Here is a 14,362-nt window from a genome sequence, read left to right on the forward strand (position 1 = left end):
CCTTTCGCAGGGTCGCGCGTCCCCATGGCATTATCGAGCAGTGCGTGTCGCCGCCAGTTCGGCATAGCCGCCCGCGTAGTGCAGGATTCTGGCGCGCTGGGCGGCGACGTCGGCCTGCTTTGCTGCCCGGCACCGCGTGACCTCGCGCTTGCGCGCCAGGTCGGTGTCGGCCTCATCGTGGCACACGACCCCGATTGCCCAGTTGATACGCCGGTCGAGCCGCTTCACGCCGGCCGGGTTGCGCAGGTCGAGGTCGCGATAGGAGACGTGGATGTCGCCCGTGCCGCTGTCCTGGGCGAGCGCGGCATTCGGGGCAAGCGCGGCCATAAGAGCCGCTGCGATCATCAGTTTCAACATGGCGAAAGTTCCTTCGTTCGTCGGGATCGACAGCGCCTCTTTGACTCGCTGCTGCGGCGGACACCAACAAAGCGATGGACGTAACCTGCAAGTTGTACTTATAGTTTGGTCATGCTCCCCATCCCGCCTCTGTCGGCCGTTCGCGCTTTCGAGGCTGCCGCGCGCCACGAGAATTTCAGCCGCGCGGCCGAGGAACTGGCGATGACCCAGGCCGGGGTGAGCTATCAGATGAAGCTCCTCGAGGAGCGTCTGGGGGCCCCGTTATTCGTCCGGAAGGGGCGCGGCATGGTCCTGACCGATCTCGGCCGCCGCATCGCGCCCCGGGTCACCGAGGCGTTCGCTGCGCTTGGCGAGGCCTTCGCCATCGCGCGCGCCGAGAATGCCTCGGTTCTCGCCATCACGGCGCCGCGCACCTTCGCGACCAACTGGCTTGCTGGCAGGCTGGGCGATTTCCATATCATCCGCCCCGACCTTGCCGTGCGTCTCGATGTGACTGATCAGATGGTGGATCTCGCCTCGAGCGAATTCGATGTCGCTATTCGCGGCATGGCGGGCCCGGTGCCGGGCCTGGTGTCGCATTTCCTCATGCGCATGCCGGTGACGCCGCTGGCAAACCCCGCCTTCCTTGCGACCCACCCGCTTGAAACGCCTGCCGACCTCCACGCCGCCGTCCGCCTTTCACCGGAGGATGACTGGTGGGATCTCTGGTTCGATTCCCTGGCGGTCGAGGGGCAGGAGACGGCCCCGCGCAGCGGCATCCGCTTTGAATCGCAGGTGCTTGACGGGCATGCGGCGATCGCTGGCCATGGCATTGCAATTCTCAGCCCACCCATGTTCCAGCCGGCGATCGATGCGGGCCTTCTGGTGCAACCCTTTCCGCACGTGGCGACCTACCGCAATGCCTTCTGGCTGGTGTATCCGGAGCACAAGCGCAACCTGCCGAAGATCCGTGCCTTCCGCGACTGGCTGCTCGACCAGGTCAGGCGCGCGGCCGGGGACGATCCGTACGGCATCCTGGCGCCGATGCCCGCGGCGTAATTCCCGCGACGGCGACGGTTTGCCTGAATCCGGATTTCACCACCCGGCTCAGCTCTCGTCCACCGCCCGCTTGCGCGGCGGATGCAGCCGCAGCCGTTCCACACGGCGCGGATCGGCCTCGATGATCTCAAGCGTCCAGCCGCTGTCATGGACGATGCACTCGCCCTTTTGCGGCACATGGCCCGCCAGCACCGCGGCCAGGCCGCCCAGCGTGTCGATATCGCCGTCAACCTCGGCCAGCCGCGGGTCGATCTCCGTGCCGACATCCTCCAGCTCGGCGCGCGCATCGGCTTCCCAGGCGCCGCCGTCGAGCGGCACGAGCAACGCCTCGGGCGCGTCGTCATGCTCGTCCTCGATATCGCCGACGATCTCCTCGATCAGGTCCTCGATGGTGACGAGCCCCTCGGTGCCGAAATACTCGTCGAGCACGATCGCGAGATGCACCCTTTTCTGCCGCATGTCGGCAAGCAGGTCGAGCGCGCCGCGCGACATCGGCACATAGAGCGGCTCGCGGATCAGCCCGGTCAGGCTCTCGGGGTGCGGCGCCCCGGTCGCGAGGATGGCGAACACGTCCTTGATATGGACCATGCCGATGATCGTATCGAGCTTCTCCCGATAAACGGGGAGGCGACTGTGCCCGGCCTCGGCGAACAGGGTGACGAGATCGGCGAAGCTGGTCCGCTCCTCCACCGCGACGATGTCGGCGCGCGGCACGCCGACATCGCCCGCATCGCGCTCCCCGAAATGGAGCAGGTTGCGGACCATCTGGCGTTCCAGCGGGGAAAGGTCCCCGGCATTGTCCGGGCCGGGCTCGTCTTCATGCGCGTCGATCACCTCTTCGAGCTGGGCCCGGAGCGAATCGTCGCCCGGGTCGCCGAAGATGAAGGAACGGAAGGAGCGCCAGATGCTACCTTCGTGCCGATTGCCGTCGTGGGTGTCGGCCCCGGCATTGGTGGGGCCGCTGCCGGTGGTACTGGGGCCGTCGGCCATGGCGGTCGTTCAGTCCTCTTGAATCAGATAGGGGTCCGCAAGCCCGAGCGAGGCAAGCGCATCGATCTCGATCGCCTCCATCGCCTCCGCCTCGCGTTCCTCCAGATGATCATATCCTAGCAGGTGCAGCGTGCCATGCACGATCAAATGTGTTGCATGGTCTTCCAGCGATATGTTGCGTTCGGCCGCCTCCGCCGCGCAGACCCCGTAAGCAAGCACGATATCGCCGAGCAGCACTTCGCCATCGTCCGAATTCTGGTCGATCGTATCGAGCAGATCGGCCTGGACCATTGGGAAGCTCAGCACATTGGTCGGCTTGTCCTTGTGCCGATATTGCTTGTTGAGCGTCCGGACTTCCTCGTCGGTCGCGAGGCGGACCGATATCTCGAAGGTCGCCGGATAAGCGAGCATCTCGCCCTGCGGCGTCCGCTCCATCGCCGCAGTCGCGGCACGAAGGGCAAGCGCCTCCCAGTCGCCGGCCGGCCAGGGGGATTCGATCGAGAGGGCAGTTTCGAGCATCGGAGCCTTTCAGGCGAGGTCAGTCTGGGCGAAGTCATTGCCCTTGTAGAGCAGGCGGGCGTCGTTCGCCTTGGCGCAGGCATAGGCGAAGCAATCGCCCATGTTGAGGGCGGCGGAGTGGCGGTTCTTGCCGTACCGGGCATAGGCATCGAGAGCGAGTTCCGCTTCCCGTTCTCCGATGGAAACGAGGCGAAAGCCCATTTCACGAGAAAGCGCTTCGATCCTTTCGCGAGCCTCCTGCGGCTGCAAGCGATAGGATCGACACATGCCTGCATTGGCCTCCCACGCGGACATTGCAGACCAGATGACGACATGGGTCGTCAGTTCGCGTTCGATCGTTCGCCACCCGTCCTCACCGGCAAGGATGGCGATGATCGCGGATGCGTCGATGAAAAGCGTCACAGGTCGCCCGACAGCTCGTCGAAAAATGCTTTGTCCGCTTTCAGCCCGGTCGGTTCGGGAATCGGATATCGCCGCCAGAAGTCAGCGAGCCACTCCGGTACCGGCGGCTCCGTGCCAAGTCGCTCCAGATCGGCCTGGACTGCCAGCCGTACGGCCTCCGTCTTCGTTATGCCTCTCCGCTTGGCCAGACGATCGACTAGGTCAGCAGTGGCGGGATCCTTGATGAATAGCGAAGCCATGTTCTCCTCCGGGGATATCCTCTATCTATATCTGGATATCCCACCCATCTCAACCATCCTTCCCCTCATAAGCCTCGACGATCCGCCCGACGATCGGGTGCCGCACGACATCCCCTGCGCCGAAGCGCACGATTGACATCCCCTCGATCCCCTCGAGCCGCCCGACCGCGTCGTTAAGCCCGGAGGACGCCATCCCGCCGGGAAGGTCGGTCTGTTTGGGGTCGCCGCACACCACCATCCGGCTGTTCTCGCCGAAGCGCGTCAGGAACATCTTCATCTGCGCCGGGGTGGTGTTCTGCGCCTCGTCGAGGATGATGAAGGCATCCGCCAGCGTCCGCCCGCGCATGAAGGCGATCGGCGCGACCTCGATCTCGCCCGACAGGATCCGCCTCTCGACCTGCTCCGCCGGCAGGCAATCGTTCAGCGCATCATAGAGCGGCCGCAGATAGGGATCGACCTTGTCCTTCATGTCGCCGGGCAGGAATCCGAGCTTCTCCCCCGCCTCGACCGCGGGCCGCGACAGGATCAGCCGCTGCACGCTGCCGGTGATCAGCTGCGCCACGGCTTGCGCGACCGCGATATAGGTCTTGCCGGTGCCCGCCGGCCCAAGCGCGAAGATGATGTCGTTGCCCAGCAGCTCGCGCATATAATGCTGCTGTGCGAGGGTGCGCGGCACGATCGTCTTCTTGCGCGTGCGGATCATGATCTGCGGCGTGCCGGCGATATCGGCGCGGATGATGCCGTCGAGCGTCGGCTCGGACGACATGGTGATCACTGCCTCGACCAGCCCGGGATCGACCCGCTCGCCGCGGACGATCCGGTTGTACAGGCCCTGCAGCACGTCGCGCGCCGCCGCGACCGATTCGGCATTGCCCTCGAGGCCGACGCGGTTGCCCCGCGCAGTGATGTACACGCCGAGCCGGTTTTCGAGCAGCAGGAGGTTCTGGTCGAACTCCCCGAAGAGCTGCGGCATGAGCTGGGGCTTGTCGAACACGACCTCGGCACGGCTGCGATCACCGGACTGGGCTTGGACAGGCTTGCGGCTCATGCGGTTCCTTCGGGCAGGAGGGAGATGTCATGGAGGGAGAGCAATTCACCCGAACGGCCCGCAAGAAGCGGTGTTCCGGCGGAGGGGCGAGTCTGCTGCATCCGTGCGCAGGATGGCAGGTCGGAGGCGCAGAGGACAGAGGGAAAAGCCACCCCACCCATCTTTCCGTCATGCCGGACTTGTTCCGGCATCCACGGTGCCCCAAGCCTCTCGCGACGAGACATGCGGCACGGCGGACCCCGGAACAAGTCCGGGGTGACGATGCCATCACGCCGCCTCGTGCACCAGCTCCACCCCCGACACCGAATTCGGCCACGCCGCCGCGATCTCCACCTCGATCATGTCCCCGATCGCCGCATCCGCCACCAGATGCACCGATTGGAGCCAGGGCGACTTGCCGATCAGCTGCCCCGGCAGCTTGCCCTTGCGCTCGAGCAGCACCCCGCACCGCCGCCCGACGCTCGCAAGGTTGAACGCCTCCTGGTCGCGGTTGATCGCCGCCTGGAGCCGCTGCAGCCGCTCGTCCATCACCTCGGGTGCGATCTGCTCGGCCATGTCGGCGGCAGGCGTTCCCGGCCGCGGGCTGTATTTGAAACTGAACGCCTGGGCATAGCCGACCGCGTCGACCAGGCTCAGCGTGTCGGCGAAGTCGGCCTCGGTCTCGCCGGGAAAGCCGACGATGAAGTCGCCCGACAGCGCCATGTCGGGCCGCGCCGCGCGGACCCGGTCGAGGATGCGCAGATAGGAATCGCGGCTATGGCTGCGGTTCATTGCCTTGAGGATGCGGTCGCTGCCCGATTGCACCGGCAGATGCAGGAACGGCATCAGCTTCTCCACCTCGGCATGCGCGACGATCAGCCCCTCGCGCATGTCGTTGGGGTGGCTGGTCGTATAGCGGATTCGCTTCAGCCCTTCGATCCGGTCGAGCGCCCGGATCAGCCCGTCGAGCCCCTGGACATTGCCGCTCGCGTCCTCGCCCTCCCAGGCATTGACGTTCTGCCCGAGCAAAGTGATTTCCTTCGCCCCGGCATCGACCAGCGCCTTCGCCTCGTCGACGATCGCGCCCCAGGGCCGCGAAACCTCGGCGCCGCGCGTATAGGGCACCACGCAATAGGTGCAGAATTTGTCGCACCCCTCCTGCACCGTCAGGAAAGCGGACGGCGGCACGCGGCGGCGGGCGGGCAGCCGTCCGAATTTCGTCTCGACCGGCATGTCGGTGTCGAGCGCCGCCTCGCCCCGCGCCGCCTTCGCGACCAGCTCGGGCAGGTTGTGATAGGCCTGCGGGCCGACCACGACATCCACCTTCGCTCGCCGCACGATCTCCGCGCCCTCGGCCTGCGCGACGCAGCCGGCTACCGCGATCATCGGCGCGCGGCCGTTCTTCCTCAGGCGCCCGATGTCCGAATAGACCTTCTCGGTCGCCCGCTCGCGGATATGGCAGGTATTGAGCACGACCAGATCGGCCTCGGCCGCCTCGGCCGGCGTCATGCCCTCGGCGGACATGAGCTCGCTCATCCGGTCGCCGTCATACATGTTCATCTGGCAGCCGAACGACTTGACGTGAAAGGTCTTGGGGGCGGGTTTCATGCCGCGCCTATAGTCGCGGCGGCGGACGGGCACAAACCGTCAGGCCGCGGGCTGCTCCGGCGCCTCATAGCGAACCGCCTCGACCGCATAAGCGAACGGCCTGAGCGGCCTGCCAAGCCGCGCGACCAGCGCCTCCTCGATCCGCCGCCGGCTCTCGGCAGCAATCGCCTTGCGCCCGGGGAAATCCTGCGGAAGGAACGGCTCGAGGAACTCGACCCGCATCCGGAAAGAGCCGGGCCGCGACAGAATCCGCTTGGCATTGTCGATCCCGCTCTCGACGCCGATCCAGCCGATCTCCTCGGCCACCGCGCCATAATCGAGCAGCACCGGCTGGACCATCACGCCCGGCGGCGGCGGTTCGAGCACGCGCAGCATCGGCGTCTTGAACGGCAGCAGCGACTGGCCGTCGGTCGTCGTCCCTTCCGGAAACACGGTGACCGACCAATTGTCCTCGAGCGCGTCGCGCAGCTGGTTGATCTGCTCGGCCACGCCGAGCCGGTTCTCGCGCTTCACATAGACGGTGCGGTTGAGCGTCGAGAGCCAGCCGACCACCGGCGCCTGGCGGATCTCCTCCTTGGCCACGAAGGCGGTCCCGCTCTGCCCGGCGATCGCGAGGATATCGATCCAGCTGAGATGGTTGGAGATATAGAAGACATCGCGTTTCAGCGGCACCCCGACCCGCTCGACCCGCGCGCCTGAGAGCCGCGCCGCCCAGCCGAGAAAGATCTTCGGCCAGGGCGAACCGATCCGCAACAGCCGCCAGAGATAGTGGAGCGGCACGGTGAGCAGCAGTGCCAGCACCAGCCCCGACGCGCGCAGGGCAATCCGCGTCCAGCCGAGTGCGTCGACCGGCACTCCCTTCCCCGCTGCGGCGTCAGCCCGCGCCTGTGCGGCTGCCGTCAAAGCCTACACCTTGCGGTCGAGGACGACGCCGTACAGCTCCATGCGATGGTCGACGAGACGGAAGCCGAGCCGTTCGGCGATCGCCTTCTGCAATTGCTCGAGCTCGGGGTCGACGAATTCGATCACCTTGCCGGTCTCGACGTCGATCAGATGGTCGTGATGCGATTCGGGTGCCGGCTCGTAGCGCGAGCGGCCATCGCCGAAATCGTGGCGATCGAGGATGCCGGCTTCCTCGAACAGCCTGACTGTCCGGTATACCGTCGCGATCGAAATGCCTGGGTCGATCGCGGATGCCCGCTCATAGACCTTTTCGACATCCGGATGGTCTTCGGCATCGGAAAGGACGCGGGCGATTACCCGGCGCTGCTCCGTGATGCGGAGGCCTCTTTCATTGCAGAGGGCTTCGAGATCGATCTTGCGCGCCATGGCGCCGATGTAGTGGCTTTGCGCGCATCGATAAAGAGCGACCGACTCGCAATAAGCGCGGAGAAAATCCTCCCCCGCAACCGGGGGAGGATTTCAGGCCGTTACCTGGTCTTGCGGCGCTTGGTGCCCAGGCCGATCTTCTTGGCGAGCGTGCGGCGCTGCTCGGCATAGTTCGGCGCGACCATGGGATAGTCGGCAGGCAAGTTCCACTTGGCGCGGTACTGCTCGGGCGTCATCTGATAGTGAGTCATCAGGTGGCGCTTCAACATCTTGAGTTTCTTGCCGTCTTCGAGGCAAACGATGAAGTCCGGCTTGATCGACGAGCGGATCGAAACGGCTGGCTCCTGCTTGACTTCGGGCACTACCGGAGCACCGCCAAGGCCGCTGAGCGCGCCGTGCACGTTCGAGATCAGCACCGGCAAATCAGAAACCGCGACACTGTTGTTGCTGACATGTGCGGCGACAATATCGGCGGTCAGCGTGATCAGCGTTTCCTGCAGCTCGTTTTGCGTATCCATTATATTCCTTTCGACCCAATCTACGATTGCTTTTCCTAGCAACCCGTGCTGGGCCCTATCGTCCTTTGGTCCGCGGCGTGCAAGTAACAAATGCGGCAGAAAAGCTTTTTTAGCGTAGATCGCGGCTATAGGTGAAGGCGTGGAATGCCTGACCGGACGTGCCACGATAGTAATCGCGTCTCTCGCCAACCTTAACGAAGCCTGTACCTTGATAAAGCCTGATCGCTTCATTGCCTTCGCGGACTTCGAGATGAAGCTTGTGGGCGCCCGCCGTAACGGAATCCGCGACGACCGACCGCAGTAACGCAGCAGCAACCCCACAGCGTCGCATCGCCGGGACAGTCGCGAGCAAAAGCAACTCGGCCTCGTCTGCCGCCAGGCGCGACAGGGCGAAGCCGGCGGGCGCGCCATCGAGCGTCGCGATCGTCAGCCAGACGCCTGGCAGCGCCATGATGCCGAGGCACTGGTTGTGAGTCCATGCCTCGCCGAAACGGGGATCGAACGCTGCCGCCATGATCGAATCGATCAAGCCAAGGTCAGCGACACTTCCCGAACGCAGTTCGATCATATGCAGCACCGTGCTCATGTCAGCGCCGCAAGCGGCTTGGCGTCGGGCGCGCGCCCGTAAATCGGACGCGGCGGCAGCGCCGTCAGCGCCGGCGGCAGCAGGATCGCGTCGGCGGCACGGGGCAGGGCATCGACGAGCGTCGCGTCCGTCTCGATCGGGCGGAGGAAGCGGACGCCGTTGCCGATCGCCGGCCGCCCGCCAAGAACGGCGGAAGCGGCCTCGGGCTTGAGCGAGGCGAGCGCGCCAATGGACAGGAGCGGAGCATCGAAAAGCTGCATGAAGACCTCGCCATGCCCGCCTTCAAGCACGACGGCAAGGGTCGTCCAGTCGGGATTTTCCGCAAAGCCGGCCGCGGCGACCAGCGCTAGCGACGAATAGCCATGCGCCTCCGCGCCCCAGCCCAGCGCGAGCCCGCGCGCGGCGGCGATGCCGACGCGGATGCCGGTGAAGCTGCCCGGGCCGCAATCGACCAGGATGGCCGCGGCCCGTCCGCCGTCGGGCAATTCGGCGATCATCGGCACCAGCCGTTCGGCATGGCCGCGTCCGACGACCTCGTGCGCGGCGGCGATCACCGCGCCATGCTCGATCAGCGCCACCGAGCAGGCGGCGGTCGAGGTTTCGATGACGAGGGTGCGCATCAGCCCCCGCTACACAAGGACGATCGCTGCGCGAAGGGCCGTTCAGGCAATCCTGTTGAACTTCTCGAAGGCGGGTCGTGGCGACCGTTCGAAGATCGTGCTCGGGTCGCCATGGCCGAGCGTCGAGATGAAGTTCGATCGCACCGCCGGCATTTCGGCGAAGAAGGCGGCATCGACCAACCCGTTGTCGAAGCCCGACATCGGCCCGGTATCGAGGCCGAGCGCCCGCGCCGCGATGATGAAATAGGCGCCCTGCAGCGTCGAGTTGCGCATCGCCGAGACTTCGCGCAACTCGGTATCGCCCTCGAACCAGCTTTTCGCCGTCTGATTGTGCGGAAAGAATTCGGGCAGATGCTCGTGGAAATTGGTGTCCATGCCGATGATCACCGTCACCGGCGCCGCCAGGATCTTGGGCGCGTTCTGCGCGCTGGCGCAGGCGGCGAGCTTCTGCTTGGCCGCGTCGCTCACGCACCAGATCAGCCGGGCGGGGAGCTGGTTGGCCGAGGTCGGCCCCCATTTCATCAGGTCCCAGATCGCCCGCAATTCGGCTTCGCTGACCGGTTCGTCGGTATAGCCATTATAGGTGCGCGCGGCACGGAAGATCGTATCGAGCGCCGCATCGGACAGCTTCTCGGTCATTGCAGGACCCCTTTGACGATTGACGGTGATCGCGGCCTTCAGACCGCGCGGACCTCGGTGACTTCGGGCACGTAATATTTGAGCAATTGCTCGATGCCGTTCTTGAGCGTCGCCGCCGAGGACGGGCAACCCGAACAGGCGCCCTGCATCTGCAGATAGACCTTGCCCTTGTCGAAGCCGCGATAGACGATATCGCCGCCGTCATTCGCAACCGCGGGGCGAACCCTGGTCTCGATCAGCTCCTTGATCTGGATGACGATGTCAGCGTCTTCGGGGTCTTCGGCGAACATCGCGTCGTCGGCCGGAACCGAAATGCCGCCGGCATTGCCCGGGCGGAACAAGGGCATGGCGGCGCTGAAATGATCGAGCAGCAGGCCGAGAATATCCGGCTTCAGGCTCGCCCATTCGACGCCCGGCGCCGCGGTCACCGAGATGAAGTCGCGACCGAAGAACACGCCGGTCACATCGCCCAGCGCGAACAGCGCCTCCGCCAGCGGCGAGGCCTCGGCCTCCTCGGGCGTCGCGAAGTCGCGCGTGCCAGCCTCCATGACCGGCCGTCCCGGCAGGAATTTGAGCGTGGCGGGGTTGGGCGTCGTTTCGGTTTCGATCAGCATGTCACGCATGTGGCCCTGCGGCGCGGCGGGATCAAGACGGCATGTGGAAACCAATTGTTGCGCAGCGGTGGCGGTTATCACCCGAAGCACAGCCGCCACAGGCATTTCAGCGCCTTCAATATCTGGCCGACCGCGATCCCCGCCAGCATCCAGCTGAACACCACGCTCAGGATCGCGGCGAGCCCGGCGAGCGTGTCGCCATGGCCCATCTGCTCGAGCGCATGGAGGTTCAGCATCTCCATCCCGCCGGCGACCATGGCATGGTCGCCCGACCGGCTGAGTTCGATCCATTCGCTCGCCAGGAACGCCACCCAGGCCAGCGCCGCCCCGGCCAGCGCGACCGGTATGCCGAGCGCGGCGCGCACCCGCACCGCCCGGGGCCAGGCCACGCCCACCGCGTCCACCGCGACCTGCACCAGCGCAAAGGCGAGGATCGGCACGAACAGGGTCGTCCAGATCGGCGCCGGCGCGGCCGTCACGTCAGCGCCGTGGAACCCGAACATGGCTTGCCCGGGGAAATGCAGCAGGCCGATCCACCAGGCGACGAAAACCAGCCCCCACACCACGCCGGCCAGCGCCTCGAAGCCGGGCCACATCCGCCGCCGCTGCTCGAACCGGGTTCGTCGCGCGCGCGGGCCGGAGAACATGCCCGAACCCGCCACTTCCGCCGCCCATGTCGCCGGATCGCTGAACCGAAGCACCGCGAGGTCCTTCACCCGCCAGCTGTCGAAATAGGCCGGCCGCAGCCCGAAATGCTCGATCGCGGCGCCCGTCACGGTCACCGCGCCGATCACCGTCAGCCCCGATCCGATGAAGCTCGGAAAAGCCTGGCCGAACAGATGCCACGATCCGACCAGCATGCCGATCACCGAGGTCACCACGAAGACGAGGGCGAGGATCGCCAGCCCGACCTTCACCGCGAACAGCCAATAGGGGAAGAGCTCCGGCCCGATCAGCATCTGCGGCCCGGCGCGGTAGCGCGCGCCTACCACCAGCGGATGGCCCATGGCACGCAGGATCGCTTCGCGCTCGTCATCGTCGAGCGGCCGGCCGAGCGCCGCTTCGCGCTCCTCGATCTGCGAGAGAAGGGTGTCGCGCAGCTCGGCGATGATGTCGTCGCGCGTATCGCGTGGCAGTTGAGCGGCGACGGCGTCGAGATAGGTTTCGATCATGTCCATGTCGGGGCCTTTCGCGAAATGCGGTTTCAGAGGATCTTGTCGAGCGAGGCGTTGATGCCGCGCCATTCGTCAGCGAGGGCGGCGAGCATCAGCGCGCCCATCGGCGACAGCCGGTAGAAGCGCTTCCTGCGCTTCTCCTCCTCGCGCCATTCGCTCTGCAGCAGCCCCTGGCTCTCGAGCCGGCGCAGCAACGGATAGAGGGTGCTTTCCTCCATCTCGAGCCCGTCGGCGGCGAGCGCCTGGCGCAGCGTATAGCCGTAACGCTCCTCCCTGAGCCGGGCGAGCACCGCGAGCACCAGCGACCCGCGCCTGAGCTCGAGCCGCATGCTTTCGAAAAGATCGGGGTCGACGACCATGCCGTGCTGTCTGCCGTATAGTGTGTGACACACAGTGTGTGGCATATACTGTGTGAGGGAGTCAATAGGGGGCCGTGACGCGGGAGGGGCGCGTCTTGTTGGGGACGTTTGCTTGAATCGAGCGCAGGCCCAGTTCCCGTCATGCCGGACTGGTTCGGGCATCCATGGTCCGCGAGCGGTGACGGGGCGGCTAATTCGGGACGCTATACTGACAGCTTATTTCAGGCCGTCGCACAGGCGACGCCCTGGGAGGCGAGGTGCGTCGCGGAGCCTCAGTTCACCCGCGTCCAGGTCTGGGTCTTGCAGAAGGGCACGAACACGCAGCCGCGCACCTTGAGCTGGTTGGCGCTGATCGGCGTCACCCGGGCGCTATAGGTCTTGCCGTCATCGCCATTATAGATGGTGCCGCCTTCCCACACGCCACCGGCCGCCGGGGTGAAGCCGCCCAGGATCAGCAGCCCGCGCAGCAGCCGGTTGCGCAGCGCGGGGTTGCTGTTGCGGCCGTCCTTCAGCCCCGGATTGGTGCGCAGCAGGTCGGAGGTGACGAGCCGTCCGCAGATCGAGGCGCCGCAGCGCGCAATCTCGACCACCCCGTTCTTGGTCTCGGTCTTCCAGCGCCCGACCACTGCATCGGGTTGCGGCGTCGGGGCGGGGGCGGCTACGCCCGCCAGGGCGAGGGCCAACAGGATCGACATAGGTAAGCGCTACCTCATTTCATCGCGGCGCGACACGTGCCCGCAGCCGGTGGGGGCGATGCCACGCCGGCCTGATTGGTTCGAATGGTGGAAAAGCCCTGGCGCATGTCCGCCGGAATCCGGCGAGGCGTGCGGTCGGGCCTTGCACCTGCGCAGAACACCGGACGGCAGGGGGCGTTCCCCGCGCTGGCCGGCGCCATGGAATTAAGTGCCCCGAAAGCGGTGAATGGTTTTTGAACCGCCGGCATTTTTTTGCAGGCGCCGGGCAGTTCAGCCGTGCAGGGCGTTGATCTTCAGCCTGACCCGAAGCACCCGGTCGTTGGCGGTCATGAACAGGGTCCGGCCGTCCTCGCCGAACGCGCAATTGGCGATCGGTCCGCCGTTCGCGATCAGCGCAAGCGGTTCCGCCTCGGGCGAGAGAAGGTACAGGCCGCCCGGCGCGCTGCAGAACAGGATGCCGCCCGCCGAGACCTTCATGCCGTCGGGCAGGCCCGGGCCATGCAGCGTCGAGGCGTCGAGGAAGACGCGGCTGTTGCGCGGCATCCCGCCCGCATCGAGATCATAGGCCATGATCCGCGGCGCCTTCTCGTCCGAGACCGACACATAGAGCCGCCGCTCGTCGGGGGAGAGCGCGACACCATTGGGCCTCGTCAGCGCCCCGTCGACCAGCACCGCTTCGCCGCCCGGCGTCCAGCGATAGACGCCGTTCTGCTCCACTTCCTTGAGCGGCGAGGCATCGCCATCGGCAAAGCCATAGGGCGGATCAGTGAAATAGATCGCGCCCGATCGCGCCACATGCAGGTCGTTCGGGCTGCTGAACCTCTCGCCGCGCCAGCGATCGACCAGGATGCTGCGCCGCCGCGTGGCGAGATCCACCCGCACCAGCGCCCGGCTGCCGCTATCGGCGATCAGCAGCGCCCCGTCGGTCCCGAGCGCCAGCCCGTTCGATCCCGCCTCGCGCACCAGCTTCGGATCGAACACGGCAGCGCCCGATGGCTTCAGGAACACCGAGACGCCGCCGCGCCGCGACCAGCGCCGCATGATATTGGCGGGCGGATCGGAAAAGAGGAGGGCATTCTGGTGCGGGACCCACACCGGCCCCTCGGCCCATGCGATGCCGTCGGCGATCGTCTCGACCACGGCATTGGGATCGATAATCGCCGCGCCCTTGGGCGACAGGATGCGGATGGTAGCCGGGGCAGGCGGGGAGGCCGCCCAACCGGACGAGGCCGCAAAGGCGCCCGCCATCACGATGAAACCGCGACGGCTTATAGTCGAGACGTTACCGGCCGACAGTCCAACTTGCTCCTCCGCCACAGTCGCGATCTCTCCGGTTCGCTGATGGTATCGCTATCATCGCAGCAGCCGCGCGATCCGTCCAGCCGGGCGATCGCTCGTCATGTTGCTTGCGTTGCGAGCAACGTCTGGCGGCTCGCCTTTCGCGGAAGAGGTGCTACCTGTTACCCAATTAGTTGTGTCTCAAAACGGGGGGGGCGGTCCAGGTGCAGCCCAGTCCTGTCACTGTTGGACTATTTGGCTTTTCAGGATATCGTATCAATGGGGTGGAATATCATTCGAGTTTTCCTTCTTATATATGTAAATTAAATAGCAAGAGCACGCTATCGATATGCCAAGTGCCAAGATTCT

General features: G+C 65.8%; 19 protein-coding genes. 1 reads left to right on the plus strand and 18 read right to left on the minus strand.

All coding sequences use genetic code 11. The features are described from left to right. Positions 1-30 precede the first annotated feature (30 nt). On the minus strand, positions 31-357 hold the full coding sequence (locus tag ABD050_RS05350; protein WP_343888194.1) for a UrcA family protein: 327 nt from the start codon (positions 355-357) through the stop codon (positions 31-33). 111 nt (positions 358-468) lie between these two features. Between ABD050_RS05350 and ABD050_RS05355 the strand changes: the two genes are divergently transcribed. Continuing rightward, a complete protein-coding gene (locus ABD050_RS05355; protein ID WP_343888195.1) occupies positions 469-1,395 on the plus strand; it encodes a LysR substrate-binding domain-containing protein in 927 nt (308 codons plus the stop codon). 48 nt (positions 1,396-1,443) lie between these two features. Here ABD050_RS05355 and ABD050_RS05360 read toward each other — a convergent pair whose 3' ends face one another. The 17 genes from ABD050_RS05360 to ABD050_RS05440 form a co-directional block, all read right to left on the minus strand. Continuing rightward, the gene (locus ABD050_RS05360; protein WP_343888196.1) at positions 1,444-2,385 is read right to left on the minus strand and encodes a hemolysin family protein; all 942 of its coding nucleotides are present in this window, start codon (positions 2,383-2,385) and stop codon (positions 1,444-1,446) included. 9 nt (positions 2,386-2,394) lie between these two features. Further along, complete coding sequence (ybeY, locus tag ABD050_RS05365; RefSeq protein ID WP_343888197.1) at positions 2,395-2,904, minus strand: rRNA maturation RNase YbeY; 510 nt, start codon at positions 2,902-2,904, stop codon at positions 2,395-2,397. Between the two features lie 9 nt (positions 2,905-2,913). Next, complete coding sequence (locus tag ABD050_RS05370) at positions 2,914-3,306, minus strand: type II toxin-antitoxin system VapC family toxin (protein WP_343888198.1); 393 nt, start codon at positions 3,304-3,306, stop codon at positions 2,914-2,916. Continuing rightward, the gene (locus ABD050_RS05375) at positions 3,303-3,545 is read right to left on the minus strand and encodes a type II toxin-antitoxin system VapB family antitoxin (RefSeq protein WP_343888199.1); all 243 of its coding nucleotides are present in this window, start codon (positions 3,543-3,545) and stop codon (positions 3,303-3,305) included. The genes ABD050_RS05370 and ABD050_RS05375 overlap by 4 nt, the downstream gene beginning before the upstream one ends. Positions 3,546-3,594: 49 nt before the next feature. Then, on the minus strand, positions 3,595-4,593 hold the full coding sequence (locus tag ABD050_RS05380; RefSeq protein ID WP_343888200.1) for a PhoH family protein: 999 nt from the start codon (positions 4,591-4,593) through the stop codon (positions 3,595-3,597). A gap of 267 nt (positions 4,594-4,860) precedes the next feature. After that, positions 4,861-6,180, minus strand: coding sequence for a tRNA (N6-isopentenyl adenosine(37)-C2)-methylthiotransferase MiaB (gene miaB, locus ABD050_RS05385; RefSeq protein WP_343888201.1), 1,320 nt, complete (start codon positions 6,178-6,180; stop codon positions 4,861-4,863). 39 nt (positions 6,181-6,219) lie between these two features. After that, positions 6,220-7,083: a lysophospholipid acyltransferase family protein gene (locus tag ABD050_RS05390; RefSeq protein ID WP_343888202.1), complete on the minus strand. Its 864-nt coding sequence runs from the start codon at positions 7,081-7,083 to the stop codon at positions 6,220-6,222. 3 nt (positions 7,084-7,086) lie between these two features. After that, on the minus strand, positions 7,087-7,509 hold the full coding sequence (locus ABD050_RS05395; protein WP_343888203.1) for a Fur family transcriptional regulator: 423 nt from the start codon (positions 7,507-7,509) through the stop codon (positions 7,087-7,089). 101 nt (positions 7,510-7,610) lie between these two features. Next, entirely contained in the window at positions 7,611-8,027 is a 417-nt protein-coding gene (locus ABD050_RS05400; protein ID WP_343888204.1) for a Ros/MucR family transcriptional regulator, read from the minus strand. Between the two features lie 109 nt (positions 8,028-8,136). After that, positions 8,137-8,613, minus strand: coding sequence for a GNAT family N-acetyltransferase (locus tag ABD050_RS05405; RefSeq protein ID WP_343888205.1), 477 nt, complete (start codon positions 8,611-8,613; stop codon positions 8,137-8,139). Further along, positions 8,610-9,233, minus strand: coding sequence for a tRNA (adenosine(37)-N6)-threonylcarbamoyltransferase complex dimerization subunit type 1 TsaB (tsaB, locus tag ABD050_RS05410; RefSeq protein ID WP_343888206.1), 624 nt, complete (start codon positions 9,231-9,233; stop codon positions 8,610-8,612). Before tsaB ends, ABD050_RS05405 begins: the two co-directional genes overlap by 4 nt. 42 nt (positions 9,234-9,275) lie before the next feature. Next, positions 9,276-9,872, minus strand: coding sequence for a malonic semialdehyde reductase (locus ABD050_RS05415; protein ID WP_343888207.1), 597 nt, complete (start codon positions 9,870-9,872; stop codon positions 9,276-9,278). 38 nt (positions 9,873-9,910) lie between these two features. Then, on the minus strand, positions 9,911-10,486 hold the full coding sequence (locus ABD050_RS05420) for a NifU family protein (protein WP_343888208.1): 576 nt from the start codon (positions 10,484-10,486) through the stop codon (positions 9,911-9,913). 77 nt (positions 10,487-10,563) lie between these two features. Then, positions 10,564-11,664 carry an HAAS signaling domain-containing protein gene (locus ABD050_RS05425; protein WP_343888209.1) on the minus strand — a complete coding sequence of 367 codons (1,101 nt, stop codon included), beginning with the start codon at positions 11,662-11,664 and terminating at the stop codon, positions 10,564-10,566. A 26-nt stretch (positions 11,665-11,690) separates the two neighbouring features. Further along, the gene (locus tag ABD050_RS05430; protein ID WP_343888210.1) at positions 11,691-12,065 is read right to left on the minus strand and encodes a PadR family transcriptional regulator; all 375 of its coding nucleotides are present in this window, start codon (positions 12,063-12,065) and stop codon (positions 11,691-11,693) included. A gap of 227 nt (positions 12,066-12,292) precedes the next feature. Continuing rightward, a complete protein-coding gene (locus tag ABD050_RS05435) occupies positions 12,293-12,715 on the minus strand; it encodes a DUF2147 domain-containing protein (protein WP_343888211.1) in 423 nt (140 codons plus the stop codon). Positions 12,716-12,985: 270 nt separating this feature from the next. Further along, positions 12,986-14,032 (minus strand): SMP-30/gluconolactonase/LRE family protein, encoded by a 1,047-nt coding sequence (locus ABD050_RS05440; RefSeq protein ID WP_343888212.1) that lies wholly within the window; start codon positions 14,030-14,032, stop codon positions 12,986-12,988. Between the last annotated feature and the right edge of the window lie 330 nt (positions 14,033-14,362).

This window comes from Sphingomonas oligophenolica, assembly GCF_039522915.1.
GTDB classification, from domain to species: Bacteria; Pseudomonadota; Alphaproteobacteria; order Sphingomonadales; family Sphingomonadaceae; genus Sphingomonas; species Sphingomonas oligophenolica.

What these genes read in the sequence shown, in the direction of transcription:
- ABD050_RS05350 (WP_343888194.1), bottom strand. Translation starts at nt 357, where the DNA reads ATGTTGAAACTGATGATCGCAGCGGCTCTTATGGCCGCGCTTGCCCCG.
- ABD050_RS05355 (WP_343888195.1), top strand. Translation starts at nt 469, where the DNA reads ATGCTCCCCATCCCGCCTCTGTCGGCCGTTCGCGCTTTCGAGGCTGCC.
- ABD050_RS05360 (WP_343888196.1), bottom strand. Translation starts at nt 2,385, where the DNA reads ATGGCCGACGGCCCCAGTACCACCGGCAGCGGCCCCACCAATGCCGGG.
- ybeY (WP_343888197.1), bottom strand. Translation starts at nt 2,904, where the DNA reads ATGCTCGAAACTGCCCTCTCGATCGAATCCCCCTGGCCGGCCGGCGAC.
- ABD050_RS05375 (WP_343888199.1), bottom strand. Translation starts at nt 3,545, where the DNA reads ATGGCTTCGCTATTCATCAAGGATCCCGCCACTGCTGACCTAGTCGAT.
- ABD050_RS05380 (WP_343888200.1), bottom strand. Translation starts at nt 4,593, where the DNA reads ATGAGCCGCAAGCCTGTCCAAGCCCAGTCCGGTGATCGCAGCCGTGCC.
- miaB (WP_343888201.1), bottom strand. Translation starts at nt 6,180, where the DNA reads ATGAAACCCGCCCCCAAGACCTTTCACGTCAAGTCGTTCGGCTGCCAG.
- ABD050_RS05395 (WP_343888203.1), bottom strand. Translation starts at nt 7,509, where the DNA reads ATGGCGCGCAAGATCGATCTCGAAGCCCTCTGCAATGAAAGAGGCCTC.
- ABD050_RS05400 (WP_343888204.1), bottom strand. Translation starts at nt 8,027, where the DNA reads ATGGATACGCAAAACGAGCTGCAGGAAACGCTGATCACGCTGACCGCC.
- ABD050_RS05405 (WP_343888205.1), bottom strand. Translation starts at nt 8,613, where the DNA reads ATGAGCACGGTGCTGCATATGATCGAACTGCGTTCGGGAAGTGTCGCT.
- tsaB (WP_343888206.1), bottom strand. Translation starts at nt 9,233, where the DNA reads ATGCGCACCCTCGTCATCGAAACCTCGACCGCCGCCTGCTCGGTGGCG.
- ABD050_RS05415 (WP_343888207.1), bottom strand. Translation starts at nt 9,872, where the DNA reads ATGACCGAGAAGCTGTCCGATGCGGCGCTCGATACGATCTTCCGTGCC.
- ABD050_RS05420 (WP_343888208.1), bottom strand. Translation starts at nt 10,486, where the DNA reads ATGCTGATCGAAACCGAAACGACGCCCAACCCCGCCACGCTCAAATTC.
- ABD050_RS05425 (WP_343888209.1), bottom strand. Translation starts at nt 11,664, where the DNA reads ATGGACATGATCGAAACCTATCTCGACGCCGTCGCCGCTCAACTGCCA.
- ABD050_RS05430 (WP_343888210.1), bottom strand. Translation starts at nt 12,065, where the DNA reads ATGCCACACACTGTGTGTCACACACTATACGGCAGACAGCACGGCATG.
- ABD050_RS05435 (WP_343888211.1), bottom strand. Translation starts at nt 12,715, where the DNA reads ATGTCGATCCTGTTGGCCCTCGCCCTGGCGGGCGTAGCCGCCCCCGCC.